At 60.2% G+C, this 24,354-nt stretch carries 21 protein-coding genes and 2 pseudogenes; 13 read left to right on the top strand and 10 right to left on the bottom strand.

Annotation, left to right across the window (positions count from 1 at the left end):
• Positions 1 to 54: 54 nt before the first annotated feature.
• From ytfQ to chvE, 8 genes are all read right to left on the bottom strand, one after another.
• The gene (gene ytfQ, locus O4H53_RS08250) at positions 55 to 1,002 is read right to left on the bottom strand and encodes a galactofuranose ABC transporter, galactofuranose-binding protein YtfQ (RefSeq protein WP_269362859.1); all 948 of its coding nucleotides are present in this window, start codon (positions 1,000 to 1,002) and stop codon (positions 55 to 57) included.
• 98 nt (positions 1,003 to 1,100) lie between these two features.
• Positions 1,101 to 2,624: an aldehyde dehydrogenase (NADP(+)) gene (locus O4H53_RS08245; RefSeq protein ID WP_269362857.1), complete on the bottom strand. Its 1,524-nt coding sequence runs from the start codon at positions 2,622 to 2,624 to the stop codon at positions 1,101 to 1,103.
• A 1-nt stretch (position 2,625) separates the two neighbouring features.
• Positions 2,626 to 3,588, bottom strand: coding sequence for a Gfo/Idh/MocA family protein (locus tag O4H53_RS08240; protein WP_269362855.1), 963 nt, complete (start codon positions 3,586 to 3,588; stop codon positions 2,626 to 2,628).
• Positions 3,575 to 5,320 (bottom strand): L-arabinonate dehydratase, encoded by a 1,746-nt coding sequence (araD, locus tag O4H53_RS08235; RefSeq protein WP_269362853.1) that lies wholly within the window; start codon positions 5,318 to 5,320, stop codon positions 3,575 to 3,577. Before araD ends, O4H53_RS08240 begins: the two co-directional genes overlap by 14 nt.
• Positions 5,321 to 5,328: 8 nt before the next feature.
• On the bottom strand, positions 5,329 to 6,321 hold the full coding sequence (gene araD1, locus O4H53_RS08230; RefSeq protein ID WP_269362850.1) for an AraD1 family protein: 993 nt from the start codon (positions 6,319 to 6,321) through the stop codon (positions 5,329 to 5,331).
• Between the two features lie 4 nt (positions 6,322 to 6,325).
• Positions 6,326 to 7,531, bottom strand: coding sequence for a multiple monosaccharide ABC transporter permease (gene mmsB, locus O4H53_RS08225; RefSeq protein ID WP_269362848.1), 1,206 nt, complete (start codon positions 7,529 to 7,531; stop codon positions 6,326 to 6,328).
• Complete coding sequence (mmsA, locus tag O4H53_RS08220; protein ID WP_269362847.1) at positions 7,528 to 9,060, bottom strand: multiple monosaccharide ABC transporter ATP-binding protein; 1,533 nt, start codon at positions 9,058 to 9,060, stop codon at positions 7,528 to 7,530. The genes mmsB and mmsA overlap by 4 nt, the downstream gene beginning before the upstream one ends.
• An 89-nt stretch (positions 9,061 to 9,149) precedes the next feature.
• Positions 9,150 to 10,214 carry a multiple monosaccharide ABC transporter substrate-binding protein gene (gene chvE, locus O4H53_RS08215; RefSeq protein WP_269362845.1) on the bottom strand — a complete coding sequence of 355 codons (1,065 nt, stop codon included), beginning with the start codon at positions 10,212 to 10,214 and terminating at the stop codon, positions 9,150 to 9,152.
• Between the two features lie 247 nt (positions 10,215 to 10,461).
• Here chvE and O4H53_RS08210 point away from each other — a divergent pair, with 247 nt between their 5' ends.
• Complete coding sequence (locus O4H53_RS08210) at positions 10,462 to 11,379, top strand: LysR family transcriptional regulator (RefSeq protein ID WP_269362843.1); 918 nt, start codon at positions 10,462 to 10,464, stop codon at positions 11,377 to 11,379.
• A gap of 3 nt (positions 11,380 to 11,382) precedes the next feature.
• On the opposite strand, the gene O4H53_RS08205 is transcribed toward O4H53_RS08210, so the two are convergent.
• Complete coding sequence (locus O4H53_RS08205; RefSeq protein WP_269362841.1) at positions 11,383 to 11,814, bottom strand: hypothetical protein; 432 nt, start codon at positions 11,812 to 11,814, stop codon at positions 11,383 to 11,385.
• 302 nt (positions 11,815 to 12,116) lie between these two features.
• Here O4H53_RS08205 and O4H53_RS08200 point away from each other — a divergent pair, with 302 nt between their 5' ends.
• From O4H53_RS08200 to O4H53_RS08180, 5 genes are all read left to right on the top strand, one after another.
• Positions 12,117 to 13,034, top strand: a complete 918-nt coding sequence (locus O4H53_RS08200) for a LysR substrate-binding domain-containing protein (RefSeq protein WP_269362838.1) — start codon at positions 12,117 to 12,119, stop codon at positions 13,032 to 13,034.
• 148 nt (positions 13,035 to 13,182) lie between these two features.
• Positions 13,183 to 14,874 (top strand): sulfatase-like hydrolase/transferase, encoded by a 1,692-nt coding sequence (locus tag O4H53_RS08195; protein WP_269362836.1) that lies wholly within the window; start codon positions 13,183 to 13,185, stop codon positions 14,872 to 14,874.
• A gap of 36 nt (positions 14,875 to 14,910) precedes the next feature.
• A complete protein-coding gene (locus O4H53_RS08190) occupies positions 14,911 to 15,945 on the top strand; it encodes a hypothetical protein (RefSeq protein WP_331284227.1) in 1,035 nt (344 codons plus the stop codon).
• A complete protein-coding gene (locus O4H53_RS08185; protein WP_269362832.1) occupies positions 15,942 to 16,463 on the top strand; it encodes a TRAP transporter small permease in 522 nt (173 codons plus the stop codon). The genes O4H53_RS08190 and O4H53_RS08185 overlap by 4 nt, the downstream gene beginning before the upstream one ends.
• On the top strand, positions 16,460 to 17,752 hold the full coding sequence (locus tag O4H53_RS08180) for a TRAP transporter large permease (RefSeq protein WP_269362830.1): 1,293 nt from the start codon (positions 16,460 to 16,462) through the stop codon (positions 17,750 to 17,752). The genes O4H53_RS08185 and O4H53_RS08180 overlap by 4 nt, the downstream gene beginning before the upstream one ends.
• Before the next feature lie 87 nt (positions 17,753 to 17,839).
• Here the strand turns inward: O4H53_RS08180 and O4H53_RS08175 are convergent.
• A pseudogene (locus O4H53_RS08175) lies at positions 17,840 to 18,172 on the bottom strand (DDE-type integrase/transposase/recombinase); the annotation flags it as partial.
• Between the two features lie 110 nt (positions 18,173 to 18,282).
• On the opposite strand from O4H53_RS08175, the pseudogene O4H53_RS27190 reads away from it, so the two are divergent.
• From O4H53_RS27190 to O4H53_RS08145, 7 genes and pseudogenes are all read left to right on the top strand, one after another.
• Positions 18,283 to 18,641 (top strand): annotated as a pseudogene (locus O4H53_RS27190) (DDE-type integrase/transposase/recombinase); the annotation flags it as partial.
• Positions 18,642 to 18,650: 9 nt separating this feature from the next.
• Positions 18,651 to 18,779: a hypothetical protein gene (locus O4H53_RS08170; protein WP_269362828.1), complete on the top strand. Its 129-nt coding sequence runs from the start codon at positions 18,651 to 18,653 to the stop codon at positions 18,777 to 18,779.
• Between the two features lie 53 nt (positions 18,780 to 18,832).
• Positions 18,833 to 19,819, top strand: coding sequence for a LysR substrate-binding domain-containing protein (locus O4H53_RS08165; protein WP_269362826.1), 987 nt, complete (start codon positions 18,833 to 18,835; stop codon positions 19,817 to 19,819).
• A 135-nt stretch (positions 19,820 to 19,954) separates the two neighbouring features.
• A complete protein-coding gene (locus tag O4H53_RS08160; protein ID WP_269362824.1) occupies positions 19,955 to 21,466 on the top strand; it encodes an amidase in 1,512 nt (503 codons plus the stop codon).
• 4 nt (positions 21,467 to 21,470) lie between these two features.
• Positions 21,471 to 22,754, top strand: coding sequence for a TRAP transporter large permease (locus tag O4H53_RS08155; RefSeq protein WP_269362822.1), 1,284 nt, complete (start codon positions 21,471 to 21,473; stop codon positions 22,752 to 22,754).
• 17 nt (positions 22,755 to 22,771) lie between these two features.
• Positions 22,772 to 23,746, top strand: coding sequence for a TRAP transporter substrate-binding protein (locus tag O4H53_RS08150; protein WP_269362820.1), 975 nt, complete (start codon positions 22,772 to 22,774; stop codon positions 23,744 to 23,746).
• 53 nt (positions 23,747 to 23,799) lie between these two features.
• Positions 23,800 to 24,327: a TRAP transporter small permease gene (locus O4H53_RS08145; RefSeq protein ID WP_269362818.1), complete on the top strand. Its 528-nt coding sequence runs from the start codon at positions 23,800 to 23,802 to the stop codon at positions 24,325 to 24,327.
• Positions 24,328 to 24,354: the final 27 nt, after the last annotated feature.

The raw sequence follows: 24,354 nt of genomic DNA, 5'->3' as shown, positions 1-24,354 counted from the left end.
TTCGGCGTAGGTGAACCGGCGGCGGTTTCGCCGCCACCGGTCATCAGATCGCGTTCAGTATCCCAGATCTTTCCGGCGCTCATATTCGCCCGCCGGATCGTCTGCCTGGGTATAGAGCTTGGATTCAGTCTGAATGAACTTCGCCGGCTCCGTTCCGTCCGCCAGATAGGCTTCGAGCGCGTCAAATGCGGGGCCTGCCATGTTGGGCGTCAGTTCCACCGTGGCATTGGCCTCGCCTGCCGACATGGCCTGGAAGATATCTGGCACCGCGTCGATCGACACGATCAGTATGTCCTCGCCCGGCTTCAGGCCCGCTTCCTTGATAGCCTGAATCGCACCCACGGCCATGTCATCGTTATGGGCGTAAAGCGCACAGATATCTTTGCCACCGTTTTCTGCCTGCAGGAAGCTCTCCATCACTTCCTTGCCCTGGGCGCGGGTGAAATCGCCAGTCTGGGAGCGGACAATCTCGATATTGTCGGCCCCCGCGATGCCTTTTTCGAACCCGGTCTTCCGGTCGATTGCCGGAGAAGATCCTGTCGTGCCCTGCAGTTCGACGACGCGGCATTCTTCACCCGCGGCCTGATCAACCAGCCATTTGCCCGCCACTTCACCTTCGTGCACGAGGTCGGACCCCACGGCCGTAAGATAAAGCGAATCGTCGCTGTCAACCCGGCGGTCCAGAAGGACGACGGGAATCTCGGCATCCCTGGCCTCCTCCAGCACCGAATCCCAGCCGGTGGCCACAACCGGGGCCAGCAGGATCGCGTCCACGCCTTGGGCGATAAACGACCGGATCGCGGCGATCTGGTTTTCCTGCTTTTGCTGCGCGTCCGAAAATTTCAGGGTGATCCCGCGTTCCTCGGCCTGTTGCTTGGTCAGGGTTGTTTCGGCCGCACGCCAGCCGGATTCAGAGCCGATCTGCGAAAAGCCGACCGTCTGCGCCAGCGCAGCGGATGCGCCAAAGGCCAGAAATGCCGTTGTGGCAAGTAGATTTTTCATTGTTCCCTCCCTAGGAATGAAGGACCCAATTCCTCCCTGGGTCCCGTCCATCGGCGACGGACCATCCGCCGCCGATCTTCGTCTTTCCCGGCGCGCCGTCAACCGATCCGAAGATCGGAGGGCAACAGCGCGTCTGGAATATTCTGGAACGACACCGGACGCAGGAACCGGCGTATGCCGAGACTGCCGACCGACGTCGCGCCGAAATTGGTGGAGGCGGGGAACGGCCCGCCGTGAACCATCGCATCGGCCACTTCGACTCCCGTGGGAAAGCCGTTGGCCAGCACCCGTCCTGCCATACGTTCCAGCACCGGCATCAGCGCGCGGGCGGCATCTGTGTCGGCCTCTTCCATCTGAAGCGTGACGGTCAGCTGACCGGTGAACGACTTCGCGATGTCCAGCGTTTCGGTTGGCGATGCGGTGCGGATCAGGATGGCGGCGGGGCCGAACATCTCTTCCGCAAGCGCCGGGTTGGCCAACCAGTCAGCGCCGCTGACCTCGAAAACCGCAGGCAGGCCGCAGCGGTCCGGCGCGTCGGCGGCCTCTGTCAGGCGGTTTGCGGATTTCGCCGTTTTCTGAACAGCATCGGCGTAGCCTTTTGCAATGCCGGTTGTCAGCATGGGTTGCGGACCGGCCTCGGACAGCGCCTTGAGCGCGGCGTCACGGAACGCGTCGCCGTCCGCGCCCTGCGGCAGCACAACGACGCCGGGGTTGGTACAGAACTGGCCGACGCCCATTGTCAGCGACCCCGCCCAGGCTGCGCCGGTCTCGGCGGCGCGGGCCTTGAGGGCAGCCGGCATCACGAAGACCGGGTTGATCGAGCCAAGCTCACCGTAAAACGGGATCGGTTCGGGTCGCGTCATGGCCAGATCGAACAGCGCCTTGCCCCCCCGAAAGGATCCGGTAAATCCGATGGCGCGGATCAGGGGGTGCCGGACCAGCGCCACGCCCGCCTCGTTGGTGTTCGACTGGACGAACCCGAAAGTGCCCTTGGGCATACCGGTTTTCTCGATGGCGGCCGCGATGGCCTGGGCGACCAGCTCGCCAGTGGCAGGGTGGCCGGGGTGTCCCTTGTAGACGACCGGACAGCCAGCAGCCAGCGCGGCGGCGGTATCGCCCCCGGCGGTGGAGAACGCCAGCGGAAAGTTCGACGCGCCAAAAACCCCGACGGGACCAAGCGGGCGCTGGACCAGCCGCAGGTCGGGACGCGGCAGCGGCGCACGGTCGGGCAGAACCGGGTCGTGGCGGATGTCGAGGTAATCGCCCTTGCGGATATGCGCCGCAAACATGCGAAGCTGGCCCGTGGTGCGGCCCCGCTCTCCTTCAAGTCTCGCTGCGGGCAGGCCGGTTTCGGCAGAGCCGTGCGCCGTCAGCTGCGCACCGCGCGCCTCGATCTCATCAGCGATGGCTTCAAGGAATGTCGCGCGGGTTTCGCGGTCGGTCCAGCCGTATGTGGCAAAGGCCTCTTCCGCGGCGAGAACGGCGGCGTCGATGTCACCAGCACCCCCGCAATGGACGGAGAAAGCATCGCCAGTTACGGGGTCGGAGGTGAAGGCCGGACCGCTATCGACCCATTCGCCTGCGATCAGATGTTTTCCGGTGAGGGGTGTGCTGTCGAGCATATCAGTTTGCCGTCCGTGTTGGGTCAATGAACTCGGGCGCTTCGATGCGTTTTCCGAGGGTATACGCGTCGGCCACCAGCACCATCGGGCGCAGGTCTACCTCGGAGGTATTGGTGTCGAGCAAATCTGCAAAGCGGGCATAGAGGCCGTCGTATTCGCCGTGAATATTCGTCTCTTCGCGCGCCCCGGCGTGTTGCGCGATGCCGTCAATCTCCAGTACCGCACCGCCCTGATCAAGGGTCAGCGTTCTGTCGTCCGTCTCGACGATCAGGCGCCAGAGGGCATCACCCTCCCAAAGAAAGTCAATGTCGGCGGTGACGAGTGGGCCATGGGGACCGTCCATACGTATTTTACCCGCAATCGGTGTCTCGCAATTGCTGGGGAACTGCAGTTCGGCCCCGGTCACGTGAACTTCGACCGGCAGGATTTCGGTCAGGATCGAGAAAGCGTTGATCGCAGGATCGAAGATGCCCAACCCCCCGGCCTCCCAAATCCACTGCTGACCGGGATGCCAGACGCGGACGTCTTCCTTCCAGTCGATCCTCACCGATTTGACCGTTTTGTCAGACAGCCAGGCCTTCGCGGCGGGCACCGACGCCGCGTGCCGCGAATGCCAGGTGGCAAAGAGGGTCAGGCCGTTGTCCTGCGCCAGCGTCTCCAGCGCGCGGATCTCGGACAGCGACGCGCCCGGCGGTTTCTCCAACATCACATGTCGGCCAGCCGCCAGCGCGGTGCGCGCGCCGGCATAGCGGACCTGAGGCGGGGTGCAAAAGCTGATGGCGGGAATGTCGGGCCTTGCTGCGAGAAGCGCCTCAACGGTGTCGTAGTTCTCGACGCCCTCGGTGCCGCCGCTGCGGCTGACCGTGGCGGCCAGCTGAAAGGCGTCCGATGCGGCGAGGGCAGGGATATGCTGGTCACGGGCAATTTTGCCGATGCCCACCAGGGCAAGATTAGTGGCTGTCACGGGGCACCTCGTTTCCTCTGCATCCCTTCAGGAAGCTGAAATCGGCCCCGGTGTCCGCGCCTTCGACCGCATCGTGGTAAAGCCGGGTGTATCCGCCATTCACGGCAGGAACCTCCGGCGGAGTCCAATCGGCCAGGCGCGCCGCGATCTCTTTGTCGGTCAGATCCAGATGGATGCGCCTGTTCTGCACGTCGATCTCGATCATGTCGCCGGTTTGCACGATGGCCAGCGGACCACCCGCGGCGGCTTCGGGGGCGGTGTGCAGGATCACCGTGCCATAAGCGGTGCCGGACATGCGCGCATCCGAAATGCGGACCATGTCGGTGATCCCTTTTTTCAGCACCTTGGGCGGCAGGCCCATGTTGCCGACCTCGGACATGCCGGGATAGCCTCTGGGGCCGCAGTTCTTCAGCACCATCACGCAGGTCTCGTCGATATCCAGTGCGTCGTCATTGATGCGCGCCTTGTAGTCGTCGATATCCTCGAACACGACCGCGCGGCCCCGGTGCTGCATCAATTCCGGTGTCGCGGCGGAGGGTTTCAGCACAGCGCCGGAAGGCGCGAGATTACCCTTGAGCACGGCAATGCCGCCCGACTGGGTGAGGGCCTTTTCCACTGGCAGGATCACATCCTCGTTCCAGTTCACGGCGTCCTTGACCTCATCCCAGATCCCCGCGCCGGAGACGGTCAGCGCATCTTTGTGCAGCATCCCCGCCTCGCCCAGGCGTTTCAGAACGACGGGCAGGCCACCGGCGTAAAAGAACTCTTCCATCAGGTATTTGCCTGACGGCATGAGGTTCACGATGGTCGGCACGTCGCGGCCCAGACGGTCCCAGTCGTCCAACGTAAGATCAACGCCAACCCGGCCCGCTATCGCAAGCAGATGGATCAGCGCATTGGTCGACCCGCCGATCGCACCGTTCACGCGGATTGCGTTTTCGAATGCCCGTTTCGTCATGATGTCCGATGGTTTCAGATCGTCCTTTACCATCTGCACGATGCGGCGTCCCGTGATCTGCGCCATCACGCGACGTCGCGCATCCACACCAGGGATCGCGGCGTTGCCCGACAAGGCCATACCCAGCGCTTCAGCCATCGACGCCATGGTAGAGGCCGTGCCCATCGTGTTGCAGGTACCCGATGACCGGCTCATCGCCTGTTCGGCGTCAAGGAAATCGTCCTGGCTCATCTTGCCAGCTTTGATATCCTCGGACATCTGCCAGAGCGCCGTCCCGGACCCGACCCGTTCGCCCCGGAACCAACCGTTCAGCATCGGCCCGCCAGATACAACGATTGACGGAATATCCGTGGAGGCCGCGCCCATCATCAGAGACGGCGTGGTCTTGTCGCAACCAACCAGAAGCACGGCGCCGTCTATCGGCTGCGCGCGCATCTGTTCCTCGACCGCCATGGCAGCAAGATTGCGGTACATCATCGCAGTTGGGCGGAAGGTATTTTCCGATGCCGAGAAGACAGGCACTTCAACAGGAAAGCCCCCTGCCTCCCAGACGCCGGCCTTCACCTTTTCAGCAAGCTCGCGCAGGTGGCCGTTGCAGGGGGTCAGGTCGGACCAAGTATTCAGGATGCCGATGACCGGGCGGCCGTCAAACAGGTCATGCGGGTAGCCTTGGTTCTTGAGCCAGCCACGGTGATAGATATTGTCCCGCGACGTGCCGCCGTACCATTCCTGCGATCTGAGTTTTCTGGGCCACTGGGCCGGTTTGAAGGTCATAACTGTCCTTAGAGCGAACGAATTTCGGTGCACGGCTCGGGCTTTCCGAGCGGTGTGAAGGCAAGCTGGTTGCGCAGCGGCAGGCCGAAGGGTGTGGCCTCGATCTCGAAGATATCGCCGTCGCGGGTCTGCACGCCTTCGGCAAACGACAGTGTCGCAGTGCCGAACATGTGAATATGCAGATCACCGGGCTGGCGGAACAGCGGATACTTGAAGTGGTGGTGTTCAAGGTTGGCAAACGAGTGGCTCATATTCGCCTCACCCGACAGGAACGGCTTCTCGAACAGAACCTTGCCGTCTCGATAGACGCGGGAAGTGCCCTCAATGTGATCCGGGAGGTCACCGATCAGCAACTCGGGCCCGAGGGCGGCGGGGCGCAGCTTGGAATGCGCGAGATAAAGGTAGTTCCGCCGCTCCATCACATGGTCCGAAAATTCGTTTGCCAGCGCCCATCCAAGCCGGACTGGCGTGCCATCCGGCGCGATAAGGTAGATGCCCGCGATCTCGGGCTCCTCCCCTCCGTCCTCGGCAAAGTCGGGCGACACGAGCGGCGCACCGGGAAAAGTAAGAACGGTGCCGTTGCCCTTGTAGAACCATTCGGGCTGGACCCCGGCGGTGCCATTGGCGGGTTTGCCACCCTCCACGCCCATGCGGAACATCTTCATGCTGTCGGTCTCGTCGCCGGTCGTTTTCTTGTGCATGTCCGCACGGGTTGAGGCAGAGCCGAGGTGGGTCAAGCCGGTTCCGGTCAAATGCAGATGCGCCGGGTCAGGATGGGTGACCGGCGGCAGCAGGCGGCGCTTTGCGTAAAGCGCATCCAGATCCACAGCAACACCCATTCCGAGGCTGGCGATGCGGTCGCGCAGCCCTTGCCCCATTTCGATGCATTCCATGGCAAGCGCATAAAGAGAGAGATCCGTCTTGACCTCGTAGGCCTCTGGGCCGTCACGGGCGACGATCTGCGGTGTTCCGTCCACGCGTGAGAATTGGGAAAGCAGCATATCGTCAGCCTTTCTGCTTGTTCATGACGTCGAAGATCACGGCGGCCAGCAGGACCAGGCCCTTGATGACCTGCTGCCAATCAATGCCGATGCCGAGGATCGACATGCCGTTGTTCATGACCCCCATGATGAAGGCGCCGATCACGGCCCCTACCACGGTGCCCACGCCGCCCGACATCGACGCGCCGCCGATGAAGACTGCGGCGATCACGTCCAGCTCGAAAGCGACGCCAGCCTTGGGGGTGGCGGTGTTCAGGCGGGCAGCAAAGACCAGCCCGGCAAGTGCTGCCAGCATCCCCATGTTGGCAAAGGTCACGAATGTCAGCCGCTTTGAGTTGATACCCGACAGCGACGCCGCTTTTTCGTTGCCCCCGATCGCATAGATACGACGGCCGAACGTGGTGCGCGACGTCAGGAAGGAATAGACTGCGATCAGAAGTGCCATGACGATGAAGACGTTGGGAAGGCCTCGGAAATCCGCCATCAGCCAGGACATGTAGACCAATGCGCAGAAAATCAGCGCGTTGCGACCGGCGAAGAAGGCGAAGGGCTCAGTCTCGGACCCTGCAGCCATCTGGCGGCCGCGGGTGCGGATCGCCAGCCACAACAGCAGCGCTGCCACGGCAATGCCAACGAAGAGCGACAGCAGGTTCAGGGTTTCGCCTCCAAAAAGGTCGGGTACAAAGCCCGACGAGATCAGCCGGAACTCTGGCGGAAGTGGCCCCACGGACTGCCCTGCGAGCAACCAAAGTGTCAGACCTTTGAAAACCAACATGCCCGCCAGTGTCACGATGAATGAAGGTATCCGGAAATAGGCGACCCAGAAGCCTTGCGCCGCCCCTATGGCCGCTCCCGCGATCAGGCAAAGCACCGCCGCGAGCAGCCAGGGAAGTTCCCAGTTCACGATCATCACCGCGGCCAACGCCCCGATGAACCCAAGGACAGAGCCGACGGACAGGTCGATATGACCGCAGACGATCACCAGCAGCATCCCCACGGCCATGATAACAATGTAGGAGTTCTGCAGGATGAGGTTCGTCAGGTTCACCGGTTTGAGCAGGATGCCCCCGGTGGCGACCTGGAAGAAGGCCATGATGACCACCAATGCGATCAGGATGCCGTATTCCCGCAGGTGTCCTTTCAAGAACTGCCAGCCGGATTTCGTCGGCTGATCCTGCTCGGCGGTGGTCTGGACTGTTGTATCGGTCATGCGGCTTCTGCCGATTTGACAATTTTTGACATGATTTTCTCCTGGCTAGCCTCTGCCGTCGGCATTTCAGCGACGAAGCGGCCTTCATTCATGACGTAAAGGCGATCCGTCACGCCCAGCAGTTCGGGCAGTTCCGACGAGATTACGATGATCGCCTTACCCTGCGCCGCAAGCTCGCGGATCACGGTGTAGATTTCGAACTTGGCACCAACGTCGATCCCGCGGGTCGGCTCATCCAGGATCAGGATATCCGGATCGGCGAAAAGCCATTTGGACAGAACCACCTTTTGCTGATTGCCGCCCGACAAGTTCACGGTCGCCTGTTCGATGGAGGACGACTTGATGGCGAGCTTGTCGCGATAGCGCGTGGCGACCTCTGCTTCTTGTTCGCGATCGACGATGCCGTTGCGGGAAATGGCGGAAAGATCGGCCAGGGGCACATTGCGCCGGATCGTGTCGTCCAGCACCAGCCCGTAGGTCTTTCGGTCCTCGGTGGCATAGGCCAAACCCGCTTTGATCGCGTGCCGCACGGTGGACAGATCGGCAGCAGCGCCGTTGATCAAGACGTCGCCGCTGATGTCGCGGCCATAAGAGCGACCGAAGAGGCTCATCGCCAGTTCGGTCCGTCCTGCACCCATCAGCCCCGCGATGCCCAGCACCTCGCCCTTGTGGACGTGGAAGCTCACGTCTTTCACGACCCGGCGTTCGGCATGCAGCGGATGATGAACGGTCCAGTTGCGGACCTCCATCGCGATCTCGCCGGGCGCCGTGCCGCCCTTCGGCGGATAGCGGTCTTCCAGCGCGCGGCCGACCATGTTGCGGACGATGTCATTTTCGTCGACGCCGTCGGCGCAGTTCATCCGCGCCACAGTGGCCCCGTCGCGCAGAACGGTGATTGTGTCGGCAACCTTCGAGACCTCGTTCAGTTTGTGCGATATCAGGATCGAGGTCAGCCCCTTTTCGCGAAAATCTATAAGCAGTTGCAACAGCTTGGCGCTGTCTGCTTCGTTCAGTGACGAGGTCGGCTCGTCCAGGATAAGCAGGCGCACGTTCTTGGAGAGCGCCTTGGCAATTTCGACCAGCTGCTGCTTGCCGAGGCCCAGGTCATCGAGGATCGTCTCGGGGTTCTCGGCCAACCCGACGCGGGCCAGCAGATCGGCAGCCCTGTCATGTGTCTCGCGCCAGTCGATGATCCCTCGCGTGGCGCGTTCGTTGCCCAGAAAGATATTCTCGGCCACCGACAGAAGCGGAATCAACGCCAGTTCCTGGTGAATGATGATAATGCCGATGTCTTCGCTGTCACGGATCGACCGGAACGCCCGCGGCTTGCCATCGTATAGGATCTCACCATCGAAAGAACCGTCCGGATAGACCCCCGAAAGTACCTTCATCAGCGTCGATTTACCGGCACCGTTTTCGCCGACAAGCGCGTGAATCTCGCCCTCCGCTACGGAAAGCGTGACATTGTCGAGCGCTTTCACGCCGGGAAATTCCTTGGTGATCCCGCGCATTTCAAGAATGACGGACATCTGGGGCCTCGCAATTTTTGGAAGCGCCTGCCGGAAGCATCCGGCAGGCAAGTCGGACCAGTCAGGAGCAACCGGTCAGGTAGGAGAGATCATTCGATCTCGCTTTTGTCGTAATAACCGCTGTCCACCAGCCGCTCCTCCCAGTTTTCGGCGGTCACCGGCAGCGGTTCGAGCAGGTAGGAGGGAACAACCTTGACGCCGTTGTCGTAGGTCTTGGTATCGTTGATCTCCGGCTCTCCGCCCTGCAGCAGCGCATCGACCATGCTGACAGTGACGCGGGCAAGTTCGCGGGTGTCCTTGAAAATCGTCGAATACTGATCGCCGCGCAGGATCGCCTTGACCGAAGGTACTTCGGCATCCTGACCGGAGACGATGGGCATCTTCATGTCGCCAGAGCCATAGCCGACGCCCTGAAGCGACGAGATGATCCCGATCGACAGACCGTCATAGGGCGACAGAACGCCATGGACCTGGTTGTCGGTGTAATTTGCCGACAACAGGTTATCCATCCGCGCCTGGGCGACAGAGCCGTCCCAGCGCAATGTGCCAACGGTATCCATACCCATCTGGCCCGACACGACAACGATGTCGCCGGCGTCGATCATCGGCTGTAGCACCGACATCGCCCCATCGTAGAAGAAATAGGCGTTGTTGTCGTCCGGGCTGCCGCCGAAGAGTTCGACGTTCCAGGGCTGCGCATCGGGAAAGCGTTCCTTGAGCCCCGCGACCAAAGTCTCGGCCTGCTGCACGCCGACCTTGAAGTTGTCGAAAGTGGCGTAATAGCTGACATCGCCGCTGTCGCGGATCAGGCGGTCGTAGGCCACGACCTGGATATCGGAGGCCGCAGCATTGGCCAGCGCGCTGGTCAGCGTAGTGCCATCAATCGCGGCGATGACCAGGGCGTCGACGCCCTTGGTGATCATGTTCTCGATCTGCGCCAGTTGATTGGGGATATCGTCCTCGGCGTATTGCAGGTCCGTCTTGTAGCCTGCGGCTTCGAACTGCTTGACCATATTGTTGCCGTCGTCGATCCAGCGTGCGGACGACTTTGTGGGCATGGCGATGCCGACGTAACCTTTGTCCTGCGCAAACGCAGGAACAGCAAGTACAAGCGCAAGCGCGGTCGCGCCAAAGGCGCGTCTAGTAAAGACCATCTGAATTCCTCCCATGTGTCCATTCACCGCTCCTCCGCGGTATGGCGGACATTTTTTGCGTTTCGCGACCCGTAAGCCGTGAGACATGGCGAGAGAATGCGCGCATCACGCTATAGCAATCAAATTCGATTTCAGGTTATAGATATAGCAAAAATGCAATAAGGCGGAAATGATGACATCCTCTCTCCCCGCAACAGCGCCCCCCAAAGTACCTGCCCGAGACGAATTGATCCGACGCGGCCTGCGCTTGTCACAATTGCGCCTGCTGGTTGCGGTGCAGGAAACCGGTCAGGTCTCGGGCGCGGCAGCGCAAGTTGCCATGACCCAGTCAGCCGCGTCACGGCTGCTCGCGGACCTGGAAAAGACGGTGAATGCCCGCCTTTACGACCGACACGCCCGCGGCGTAACCCTGACGGCGGCAGGCGAAGTCCTGGCCCTGAGAGCACGCGATCTGCTGCACGGCCTTGACGATGCGCAACATCAGATCACCGCGCTCAGCAAGGGCGAGCGTGGCACCGTCCGGATCGGCAGCGTGACCGGACCAGCCGTCGAACTGGTGCTTCCAGTGATCCGCGAGCTGAGGGTCACCTACCCGAATATCGAGCTGTCTGTCGATGTCGACACAAGCGACAAGCTGGCCGATGCCTTGACTGCAAATGAACTGGATTTCTACATCGGAAGGGTGCCCGACGGCATGGACCCCCGTGCCATCAAACTGACCGAAGTCGGTTCCGAGCCGGTTTCACTGGTCGCGCGCCTGGAACACCCGCTTTCACGCAGGACCGATTTGAAGGTGGCAGATTGCCTGTCATACGACTGGGTCATGCAGCCCAAGAACGGGCTGTTGCGCCGGACGGCAGAGGCTTACCTGCTCAGAAACGGACTTAATCCGCCTGAGCGGATTCTCAGCACGTCATCGATGCTGCTGACCCTCGCCATCATCTGCGAAACCAACGCGATTGCCCCCTTGGCGCGGGCTGCGGCAGATTTCTACGCCGGGGAACAGGCATTTGGCGGCCGCATCCGAAGGCTCGACACGGCCCCTGGCCTCGCGGTTGAACCGTTTTCGCTGATCCAGCTGCGGTCGGTGGAGGCGACGCCCGCAGTGAAGCGCGTACTGCAACTTATCAGACAGAAGATCGACGGTAAGTCCAGGGTCAGTTGACGTTCATTTGAGCCAGAGTATGGTTGCCGCGATTGAGATGAATGCGGCAAAGCTGGTGTCTGTCTTGCAGTAGAGTATCGCTATCCCTCTGTAATTATTGATCTTCTGAAAAATTCTCGACCAGATGCCGCTAATTGTACATTTTGTCATCCTGGGCGGCAGGCTGTTTGCAGATTTTGCGAGGCGGGAAAACGGGCGCGATGTCATGCGCTGAAAGTCCACAAACAATCCGATATCGACGCCCTCCTGCCCTGGAACAACAAAGGGCTGAAAGTGGCCATGGTTTTCAATGACAGGAGCCTGATTGGCGCGGCGCGCGGTTGGCCTTGCTGTTTCAGAAATTTGCGCATGAGAAGAAGCGACCCACCTTGGCACATTGATGCCGTCGGCGGGGGCAGCCACATCATCAAAGCCTATGCTTTTGCATAGTTTCATATATAAAGTATAAACCCGTCAAGTGATTGAGTGCAGCACAGGACCATTGAACAATTGCGGCGACGGCACGCAAGGGTCTGACCAAGCGGACAGAATAGCTATATAAATGAGCAATTGGAGCGGCACAAACCCCCGGACGATTCAGGTTCCAATTGTCTCCTTTCGATAAAGATACCGTTCGCGGGCTTGCGCGTGCAGGGTGAAGGAAGACTGATATGGCGACTAGGCATTGTTTCCAACTAAACGAGGGCGCGCTTTGAAATGAATATTGGACACCGAACCTCATTACTCCGGAAAGGCTCGTGAGCCGCCGCCCGATCAAGATGCGTCAACTGGAATTTTTCCTGCAGGTCGCGGATTGCAAGTCGGTTACAAAGGCCGCCGAGGCGCTTCACACCGCGCAACCGAATGTATCGCGGACCATTCGCGAGTTGGAGCAATTGGTCGGAAACCGGCTGTTCGAGCGCAGCAGCGAAGGCGTGAACCTGACCCCCGCCGGGCAGGCCCTGCTGACCTATGTGCGACCGGGCATGACCCAGATCGAACAGGCGCTCAACCTCTTCGACGGAACGACAAGGACTCGTACGCTGACCGTGATGGTCGCGCCCAGCATCACCCGCTCCATCCTTCCGGGCGCAACCTTGCGTTTCAAAAAGATGTTTCCCTTCGTGACACCGCGCGTATTGGCAAGCGACGCAGGCGACATGACCGAGCGCCTTCGAAACGGAGAAGTGGATCTTCTGGTCGGGCGGCAGGATCACCCCAACAACACCTATGGGGTGAGCTTTCACCACCTTTACACCGAGCCGCTGATATTCGTCGTGCGCCAGGGGCACGTGCTGGCCAAAGGGTCGCATACGCTCGACGCGCTTTCCGATTTCACCGTGATCATCCCGCCCTCGGGGGTGGTCATCCGCGACGAGCTCGATCATTTCATGATGGCGCATGGCGTTGGTCATTTTCCAAATACCATTGAAACGATGTCCTTCGAGTTCATTCGCGGCATGCTTCCCATATCGGATACCGTTGCCTTCTGCCCCCAGGGCGTTGTGCGCGCGGAACTCGGGCGCGGGGATTTTGTCGCGGTCGACATTGGAGGCATGTCCATGATGGGTTCGCTCGGCATCGCGACAATTGGCGGGACAGCCCATCTGTCGACCCTCGCAAAGGCAATGATGGCCTGCTTTGAGGATGAAGTCCGCGCGCAAGGGTTGAATTGAATTTTCCACTCCTGAGGACATTAGACATATTAAAAATGATATGGCCTTCATGAGACTGGTATTTTACACGCGCCGATCCTTCGACCAGCTTTGATCCACCGGTCCCTGCGGCACTGCCACAAGAACCGGTCATCAAAAGGAAGGGTCCATGAAACCGAAAAAGCAGAACATACTCTTCGTCATGTTCGACCAGCTGCGGTTCGACTACCTCGGCTGCTGCGGTCATCCCCACATCAAGACGCCCAATATCGACCGGCTTGCAAAGAAAGCTGTGCGCTTTACCCACGCCTACGCACAATCGACCATCTGCGGCGCATCCCGCATGTCCTATTATACCGGCCGCTATGTCGCCAGCCACGGCGCCGCCTGGAACGACTTTCCTTTGCGTGTGGGCGAATGGACCATGGGCGACCATCTGCGCAAGGCCGGGATGGGATGCTATCTCGTGGGGAAAACCCATATGCGAGTCGACGCCGAAGGCATGGCCCGGCTGGGCCTTGCCGCAGAAAGCGAAGTTGGCGCACGCCAGGCAGAATGCGGATTTGACGTGGTCGTACGCGAAGACGGCCTTGTCGGTCAGGGGCCGGAGGGCTTTTACAGCGATCAGCAGCCCTATAACGCCTATCTGCGCTCAAAAGGCTATGGCGGCGAAAACCCTTGGGCCGATTTCGCAAATGCTGGCGATGAAAACGGGATGACGGCAAGCGGCTGGTTCATGCGTCATGCCGACAAACCTGCCAACATTGCAGAGCAAGACAGCGAAACACCCTGGCTGACCCGGCAGGCCATCCGGTTCCTGGAGAATGCCGAAGGCCCTTGGTGCGCTCACGTCAGCTATATCAAGCCGCATTGGCCCTATATCGTGCCCGCGCCCTATCACAACATGTACGGACCCGAGGACGTCATTCCGGTCATTCGCAGCGAAGGCGAGCGGAAGGATCCGCACCCACTTTATGCGGCTTTCATGGAAAGCGGCATCGCGGAAACTTTCACGCGTGATGAGGTGCGCGAAAAGGTCGTTCCCGCCTACATGGGTCTGATCAGCCAATGCGACACCGAGCTTGGACGCATCCTCGACCATCTGGAACGCAGCGGACAGGCAGAGAACACCGTGATCGTGGTGACATCCGACCACGGCGACTATCTGGGTGATCATTGGCTCGGCGAAAAGGACATGTTTCACGATGTCTCTGTCCGGGTGCCCATGATCATCTATGACCCTTCGCCTGCCGCCGATTCAACGCGTGGGACAACCTGCGATGCGTTGGTCGAGGCGATCGACCTGACCCCGACGTTTATCGAAATTGCTGGCGGCACCGTTCCCGGTCATATCGTGGAAGGCAAATCGTTGCTGCCTCTCCTCCATGGGACGACGCCAGAAAACTGGCGCGATTTTGTGATCAGTGAATATTCCTTCGCCCAACTGCCTATTCGAAAGGCACTCGGCGTCAGCCAGCGCGATGCGCGCATGTGCATGATTGCAAATCATGACTTCAAGATGATCCACGTAGAGGGCGGCTTCCGGCCCATGCTTTTCGATCTCCGGCGCGATCACCTGGAACTGGAAGATGTGGGCGACAGGCCGGAGTACGCCGAGGTTAAAGAACAGCTTTATCGGCAACTGGCGACATGGGCGCGCCGGGACTCGCAGCGCCTGACCCTGTCCGACGAGGAGGTCGAGCGGCGTTCGGCGGCGGGCCCCCTGCCCAACGGCATTCTGGTCGGGGTCTTCGACGAGGCGGACGTGCCGCAGGTCAACCGCGACTACTACCGTCACAACACGCCCGAACGCCCGGATACCTCTGCGACGCGCCCCGCCGCCTCAGGTGAGCCTGACTAAACACCTGTTGAAATATTACCCAAGGAGAACCCAAACATGAAAATGAGAACATTCACTTTCTTATCTGCCCTTGCAATAGGGGCTGGTCTAACCGGCACCGCACAAGCCCAGGAAAAGCTGCTGTTCAGTACTCTTTTCCCCCCCGCACATTCCCTTTACGCGGAGATCCTGACGCCGTGGGCCGAAGCAGTGAAAGAAGAAACCCGTGGCAGTGTCGAAATCGACTTTGCCCCGTCGAGCCTCGCTCCTCCGCCAGAGCAGTTGGGCATGGTGGAAAACGGCATCGCCGATATCGCGATCCAATATACCGGCCTGCTACCCAATCGCCTGACCGGGCTGCTTTTCACGGAGTTCCCCGGCCCGAACTATTCGACAGAAGTCTCCTCCGTTGCGATCTGGCATGTCTATGACGAGATGCTGCGCGACAAGATGGATCTGAAGCGGGTCAAGGTTCTGTCCGCATTCAGCTTTCCCAAAACGTGGTTCTGGACCATCAACGACAAGACCTACGAAACACTGGATGACTTCAAGGGTGCGCGCCTGGCAACGGTCGTCGGCAATGGCGCGAACGCCTGGGGCGCGGTAAGCGACGGCGTTGTGGCAGGGCCGGCATTCCGCTATTTCGAAATCGTCTCCAAGGGCATCGTCGACGCCTATACGACGATCACACCAATTGATGTTCCCGGCTTCAACCTTGAGACCTACACGACGGGCGGCATTGACCTGGGAAATATCGCAACCTCTGGCACTTTCATCCTGATTATCAACGATCGGAAATGGCGGAGCCTGACCGACGAACAGCGCGCCGCAATCGAAAAGGTCTCGGGCGAGGCATTCGCGCGACGCACCAAAGTTCTGGATGAAAAGGTCGCCGAAACCCTCGCGCGGTTCGAAAGCCAGGGCATGACACTGGGCAAGTTCTCCCCGGAACTGCAGGCCCAGCTTGCCGAGAAAATGAGCTTCATCGAAGACTCCTGGGTAGCTGCCGTATCCGCCATGGATATCGACGGCGCAGCAGTGCTGGATCGCTATCACGCACTCGAAGCGGAACTGAGCGGCGAGGCGAAATGAGCGAGACCCGGTCAATTTCCCGTGCGCTTGAGCGCAGGCTCAACCGGCTGATCCTCCCCGCCGGGCTCTGCCTCTTTGCCATGATGGTCGTGACCGTCCTTGATGTCATCGCAAGAAAGTTGATCGGGCGCTCCATTCCCGGCGCGATAGATCTGGTCAGCGTCGGGTTCCTGCTGACTCTCTCGCTGTCTCTGCCCGTGATCACCTGGCGTGAAAGCCATTTCGTGCTGGAGCTGTTCAGTTCTAATCCGACAGCTGTTCTCGGAAAGCTGCGTCGTCATCTTGTGGCAGGGATCGCCGCCGTGGTCATCGGCATCGCAGGCTGGAGCCTGCTGCGATACGCAATCGGCGCGTGGGAGTATCAGGACGTAATGGGATATTTCCAAATTCCGGTCGCACCTCTTGCCCTGATCATCTCGATTTCGCTTTTCCTTTCGGCTGCAATTTTCATGCTTCAGGCATTTGGGCTCAGACGGCCCGACGTGCCTGCCACAGCTGACGCAGAGGACACGCCATGACGGGTGCCCTGATCGGATTTGGAGTACTCTTTACACTCACCTTCTTGGGCGTACCGCTTGTCGCTTCCCTGTTGCTGGTCGGTTTCGGTGGATTTGCAGTCTACAGGGGGTTTGGCGCGGCCGAAGCTGTCGTTGGGCAGCAGTTCTTCGACGCCATGTCCAGCTACGGTTTTTCCGTCATTCCGCTTTTTGTCCTTATGGGCGCGTTCATTCAGAGAGGCGGGTTGGCCGATGACCTGTTTGCGCTCGCGCGGGCCTGTCTTGGGCATCTCAGGGGCGGCATAGCGCATACCACAATTGGTGCATCAGGCGCTTTCGCAGCGGTCTGCGGAAGCTCCGTCGCCGCTGCCGCCACGATGTCACGCGTCGCCATTCCGCAGCTCAGACGCTACAATTACGAGGTCGGTTTCGCAGGCGGCACCGTGGCGGCCGGGGGCACGCTTGGCATTTTGATCCCGCCGAGTGTTCCTCTGGTGATCTTCGGCATCCTGACCGAAACGGATATCGCCGCGCTTTTCATGGCCGGCATCCTGCCCGGGATACTATTGGCTTTGTTCTACATGGTCACCGCCTGGCTGATGGTGTTCCTGCGCCCTGGGCTGGGAATGCGCGCGGATCGTCTGCCTTGGATCGAGCGGTTGGAGGCCTTCAGGAAGACCTTGCCTATCGTTGGTCTGTTCCTGCTGGTTCTTGGCGGCATCTACTGGGGCTTTTTCACTCCGACGGAAGCGGGCGCCGTGGGCGCGGCGGGCGCTTTCGGTCTCATGGCGATGCGCGGTAAGGCGGATCTCAAGAATATCATCGATGCGTTGTCGGAGGCGGTTCTGACCACAACGGCCATCCTGGTCACCATGAGTGCATCCCTGGTCTTTAACAACTTCCTGACGATCACCGGTCTGACAGGCCAGCTCATTAACTGGGTTCAGAGCTATGCTGCGGTCCCTTTCATGGTCATTCTCACGATCTGCCTCATCTACATCGTCCTCGGCGCGGTCTTCGACAGTCTTGCCGCGATGATCCTGACCGTCCCGGTCCTGACCCCGCTTGTGGCGTCGCTTGGCTATGACCCGGTTTGGTTTGGCATACTCGTGGTCGTTGCGGTTGAACTGGGCCTGATTACGCCGCCGATGGGAATGAACGTCTTTATCGTGCAACGCCACACGCCCGGCGTGTCGATCTGGACGCTCTTCCGCGGGGTCACGCCCTACGTCGTTGCAAACCTGCTCTTGCTTGGATTGCTGATTGTCGTCCCGTGGTTTGCTTTGGCGATCCCCAATCTCGGTTTCTAGCCAAACATCGCTGACATGAGGTACATATGAACAAGAGGGATCGCCAGCTTGTTCTTCGCTGCCCGTGAGCGTGCCATCTGATTTCGATCACGTGGTCATTTGGAGGGCATGACTCTGCCACAGATCAAGAGCATCGCATCTGGCGTGGCGGTATGAGGTGGCGGAAAGACGGTAGCGGCGGGGCCTGAATATCGTATTGATCTGGTCATGGGCGGACAGGAAACACTGCGCCTGCCTTGGCGACTTGAACCGGCCCATGAGCTTCTCTCGCTTCCGCGTAGGTCGGTGCGAGCCCTCGATCCGTTTATTGATCCCGTTGTGGGCGCGGTGGTCGGCGTCCGGGGCCGGTTGAAGGATCGGTTTGATAAAGCTGCGCAACTTGTCCGTGATGATAACGCGGGGCTTGCCAAAACGGCATATGCGATGATCTCGCGCGGGAAAAGAAAGCCTTTAAGGTGCGGCATCACAGCTGGAATTTTCATGGCCACCAGCAAGACGAACTCAGCAGGGTCAGCAAATTGGCATTCCCGGAAGAAATATTCCAATCGAAACCGGACACGCCGGCCGCAATACGGCTCTTGCGCAGCCTGATAAAGCATCTTGGTTTCATTCCCAAGCGGATCCTCACGGACACGCTGCGGTCGTATGGTGCTGCCAGGCGAGAGGGTGCGCCGGGCCTCGATCATTGGTCGCACAAAGGGCCGAACAACCGTGCCGAAAACAGCCATCTCCCAGTGCGAAAGCCGGAACGGGGATGCAAGGACACTGATCTCCAGGAAGCTTGAAGCGGTTCGTGGCTACTCATTCAGCCATTTGGAATTGCTTTTGTGTTCCTGTACGCCGTCGCTCAGCCCTGCGTGGCAGGGCGATCTCTTCGGTGCCATGGTGAGCATTCTGAATGGCAAAGGCTGAACACCCGGTCACGGCCTATGCCAATCATGTGCTGGGCGGCAAGATCCTCGGGGGTGCCCGCACAAGCATATCAAAATACTGGATGCCGCACAGAGTGATCTGGAAAAATGGCTGACCGGACGCCGGACATAATTAGGTGCATGACCATATTCTCACTTTCGGTGAACTGTGACAGGCTGTCCGCGACCTGACTGGGGGGAGCCAAGGCGTTTGGGTAAGGAGTTTCAAAAGGCAATCACACTCCGCCATCTGCGGGTCATTGCGGCTTTGGCCGATCTCAAACTGGTGGCGCGGGTGGCGGTGGCCCTGAACGTGACCCAGCCTGCGGTTTCCAAACAGATTGCAGAGTTGGAAAAAATCGTTGGCGCACCGATTGTAACGCGCGATCGCAACAGGCTGTATCTGACACCCATCGGCAACCGTTTGGCCGATCACGCCCGACAAACCCTGAACCAGCTTGACCGCGCGGCCTTTGACATCGAAGCGATGGCCAGCGGTGTATCGGGTTCGGTCTCTATCGGGGTTGTCAGCTCGGTCGCGCCGTCCTTGTTGCCCGGAAGCATCGCGATTTTCAAACGCAGCACGCCGCAGGCAAATGTGACCGTTCTTGAAGGACATTTTGTCGAGCTTTTTCCAGAGCTTGAGGCCGGCGCGATTGATCTGTTGATCGCGCGCATCTGGCAGCCGCAGGAATTGCCCGGTATCGACCAGATGCCGCTGTTTTCCGAACCGGTCGTTGTAGTTGCAGGGCGTCACCACCCGCTTGCCCAGCAGAACGATCTGGCCTGGGCCGATGTCCTCCCGTTTCCGTGGATTTTACCGCAAGCAAACTCCGTGGCGCGGCGGGCGGTGGATGCGTTGTTTGCCACCAATGGGCTGACCGCACCCAGCAACACAATCGCGTCGATGTCACTGACGTTAAATCTCGAATTGTTGCGCGTGATGCCTGCCCTTGGCCTGATGCCACTGCAATTGGCACAAGCGCAGGCCGCGCGTGGGGAAGTCACGATTCTGCCGCTGGACACCCAGGGGTTGCTGTCCGAGGCGCGGTGCTTCTGGCGCGCGGATCAGGTCACGCAAAACAGCACCCTGTCGCTGTTCCTGAAATGCCTGCAACAAACCACTGCCGACATGAAAATCATTCCTTTTGGTTAATGTTTCGCGCCAAAAACTCACTTTTTCTTACATTTCACATGAATTACCTTAACCCAATGCAAGGTTTGGGAGGGCTTTTGTGCTATTTTTGCTGGCCACGAACGCACGGGCAATTCTTTGAAGCGCCTGGCACTTATGGCGCTGCCCGCACATGAGGTTCTTGCCCGTTTTGCGGCCCAAACCCTGACGCCCAGCGATTATCTCGGCGCCTGTCTTGAACATATTTCGCTGTTCAATCCCAAGATTAACGCCCTGACCGCGCTGGATGCGGAACGGGCGGTGGCGCAGGCGTCGCAGGCAACGCAGCGCTGGAAAGCCGGAACGCCAATCGGTCCGCTTGACGGATTGCCCATTGGCGTCAAAGATCTGCAAGACACCAAGGGGCTGCTGACCACCCATGGCAGCAAACGAGGGCGCGCCAATGTGCCCACACAAGATCTGCCCATGGTCGCGCGCCTGCGGGCGGCGGGTGCCATCATTCTGGCCAAGACGAATGTTCCCGAACTGGGGGCCGGCGGCAACAGCCGAAATCCCGTGTGGGGGGCCACCGGCAACCCGTTCAATCCCGACCTGATCGCGGGCGGCTCGTCCGGCGGCTCGGCGGCGGCACTGGCAGCCGATCTGCTGCCGCTGTGCACCGGTTCCGACACGGGTGGTTCGCTGCGCCTGCCTGCATCCTTGTGCGGCATCGTCGGCTATCGCCCATCGGTCGATGTGGTCGCGCACCCGACACGCCCGCTGGGCTGGTCCGGCATTTCCGTGCTGGGGCCGATGGCGCGGACAATGGACGACTTGCTCTTGATGCTGAAGGTCATTCAGGGCCATGACCGCGACGACCCCCTGTCGTCGCCCGCGGCCCCCGGCAGGTTCGCCACCCTGCCGCAGGTTGACCTGAAAACCCTGCGCGTCGGATACAGCGAAGACTTTGGCAGCGCGCCCGTCGACCCTGCCATCCGCGAGACCTTTCGCGCGCGCATCGACGCGCTGCGGTCGCATGTGATGGACTGCCGCCCGGCAAACCTTGACCTAGGCCAGATGGATCGCGTCTTTGACATCTTGCGTGCAGAGAGCTTTGTTGCGGGATTTGCCGAGGCCCTGAAATCGGCACCCGAGGATTTTGGCGACCACATCGCGCAGAACGTCGCGATGGGACAGGCCATGACGCTGGCCGACAGAAGCTGGGCACATGCGGAACAGACCCGCATCTTACGCAACTTCAACAAGGTGATGGATGCGTTTGACATCATCCTGCTGCCAACCGCGCCGGTTTCGCCCTTTCCGTGGCAGCAATCGCACCCGACCGAAATCGACGGGCAGGTGATGGATGTCTATTACCGCTGGCTGGCGCTGATGTATCGCGGCTCTTTGACGGGCGGGCCCGCGCTCACCCTGCCCTGTGGCCGCGATGCGCAGGGCATGCCCTTCGGGCTTCAGATGCTTGGTCCCTTGCGCGGTGACGAACAATTGCTGGCCACGGCCAAAGCGCTGGAAGCCCTCTTTGCCCGCGACGCAGACACCGCCCGCCCGCGTCCCGACATGGCGGCGCTGGCGGCTTCGAATGTTGACTTGCGTGCGATCGTGACCCATCCGCCTGTTCTGACATCAGCGGTTCCGTCAACAACACCCAACATCAGAACGGCGGTATAATATCATGTGGTTCATCCCGATCGTTTTCATCGTCTTCCTGATCAGCGGCACCGCCTTTGCCTATCTGATGGGCTCGGTGTCGGTGCTGGCCTTTGTGGCCGTGGGCAAAACCCAGTTCCTGTCCATCATGCCACAGCGCATTTTTGCGCAGCTTGACGTCTTTGCCTTTATGGCGATGCCGTTGTTCATCCTGACTGCCGAAATCATGAGCCGCGCGGGTGTCACCCGCAGCCTGATCGACTTTGCCATGTCCATTGTCGGAAGGTTTCGCGGCGGGCTTGGCCACGTCAACATTCTGACCAGCGTGTTCTTTGCGGGCATCTCGGGTTCGGCCATCGCAGACAGCGCCGCACTGTCGCGCACCTTTGTTCCCGAAATGAAGGCGCGCGGCTATGATCCCTATTACGCCGGAGCCGTTACGGCAGCCTCCTCCATGATCGGACCGATCATTCCGCCATCAATCATCATGATTATCTATGGCGGCCTGACCGGCGCATCCGTGGCCGCCCTGTTCATCGCCGGCGTTATGCCGGGGTTGCTGCTGGCGGCGGCCCTGATGCTGCTGAATGCGCTGATCGCCAACATCAAGGGGCATCCCGGCGGCACATCGGACGATCTGCCGCAATTCCTGCCCAGCCTGATGCACGCCGCACCGGCGCTGTGCCTGCCGGTGGTGATCCTGGGCGCGCTGGTCTTCGGCCTTGCCACCCCGACCGAAGGGTCGGCCATCGCCGTTCTGGTCGCGCTGATCGCGGGCCAGTATTACAAGGGTCTGAACTGGCAGATGATCTTTGATGCCGTCGAGGCGACAGCCAGAATGACCGGCACCATCTTTATCATCCTCGCCGCCATCTCGGTGCTTGGCTATCTGGCGGGTCAGCTGGGCTGGTCGCAGGCATTGGCAAACTGGGTGGAATCCTTTGGGCTGACGGGCACGAAATACCTGTTCTTCCTGGTGGCCATCTTCCTGATCGCGGGCATGTTCATGGACACCCCCGTGGCGCTGACCCTGCTGATCCCACTGTTTGCACCACAAGCGCTGGCGCAGGGCATAAGCCCGATCCATCTGGGGATCGTGCTGTGTTTCAACCTGTGCGTCGGCCTGATTACCCCGCCGCTGGGCAAATGCCTTGTGGTCGTATCGGCGCTGACAAATCTGAACTACTGGCGGCTGGCCTATGCTGTGCTGCCCTTCATCGCCGTGCAGGTTCTGCTGCTGCTGGCGCTGGTCTACTGGCCTGCGCTCAGCCTGACGTTGCCGCAGATGTTCGGCTTTTCCGTGAACTGAATAAGGGAGGACGACAAATGAAACTGACATCACTGACACTGGCCGCACTTTTGGCCATGGCGGCCCCCGCCATCGCAGAAGTCAAGATTGCACTGGATGGCAAGCCCGATCTGGAACAATCGGGGTCTTACAACTGGGCCCATGCCTTTGGCAACGCGCTGAAAGACGCCGGGATGGAGGTGCGTGAAATGCCGCGCGACTCGGTCGGGAACGAGGCCGAGAAATTCGACCAGATTTCCACCGGACTGCTGGAGGTCTCGCTGTCGGATGTGCGCGCCATCGCCCAGATCGACCCATTCGTTTATGGCGTGCGGTTGCCCTATATCTTTGATGATGCGGCGCATATGGACCGTGCGCTGGCTGCGGGCAAGGTCTTTGACCGGCTGAACGAAAAGCTGGCCGCCCAGGATGCAATGGTCGTTGCCTTTGTGCCGATCGGGCCCTCATCGGGCATTATCACCACAACCAAGGCCGTGCGCGCGCCTGCCGATATGGCCGACCTGCGGATGCGGGCATTGGATGACGCGCAGATTGAAATGTATCAGGCCTGGGGTTCGACCGGCACGGTGGTGCCCTGGGGCGAAGTGCCCGCAGGCTTGCAAACCGGCGTGATCGACGGCTACCTCAACTCGCCTTTCGTGCCGGTGATTTTCGGCCAGACCGATTTTGTCAGAAACTTCTCGGATGCGGGTGTGATTATCCCGATGCGGGCGATCCTGTTCTCGAAAAGCTGGTATGACGGCCTGAGCGACGACGAACGCGCAACCGTCGATGCCGCCGTGGCGACGGCCGATGCCGCCAACCGCGCGTGGCTGGCCGAAGCGTCCGAATCCGGGCTGACCGCGCTTGAGGAAAAAGGCGTGACCGTACAGCGCCTGACCGCAGAAGAACGCGCCGTTTTCCGCGAAGCATCCAAGCCGGTGTATGAGTCGGACCTGATGCCTGCCGAAGACGTCAAGGTCTGGACAGAGCTGTCCGACAGCAACCGCTAAAACCAACCGCCGGGCCTGAACCAAGGCCCGGCATTTCCAGTGGAGACCGGCACATGCGGCACGTCATCATCTCGATCAGCAACAGCGTTCACGCAATCACGCGGCGGGCCGCGGTTCTTGCTGTCTGCCTGATGTTTCTGACGGTCATGCTGCAAATCATTGCGCGCTACGTGTTTTCCGCGCCCCCGATCTGGACCGAAGATGTCGCCCGATATGCGATGGTCTGGACCGGCCTGCTGGGCGCAACACTGTCTTTCAAAACCCGCTCAGACGCGGTGCTGATGCAAAGCGTCTTTCCCAAACCCTCCCAAATTCTGTCCGCGCTTGGCGAAGCCATCCAAAGCGCGGCCGTGCTGATTTTCATCCTGCCGGTGGTCTATTTCTGCTTTGTCGGCCTGCGTGGTGGTTTTGCCAAAGGCTACCTCGCCAGACAGTCGGGGCTGACCGCAGACACGCTTGGCATACCGATGGTCTGGATTTCGGTGTCGGTGCCTTTGGCGATGATCATCATCCTGCTGCATCTCACGGCAAGATGGGCAGGCGATACTGCCGCTGACAATGCCCAATCGCAGCTGGACTGAAATAGCAACCTCCGTGACACGGTCCGG

It is taken from the genome of Sulfitobacter sp. G21635-S1 (genome assembly GCF_027213915.1).
Classification (GTDB): domain Bacteria; phylum Pseudomonadota; class Alphaproteobacteria; order Rhodobacterales; family Rhodobacteraceae; genus Sulfitobacter.
This window is presented reverse-complemented; position numbering and strand designations above follow the sequence as displayed.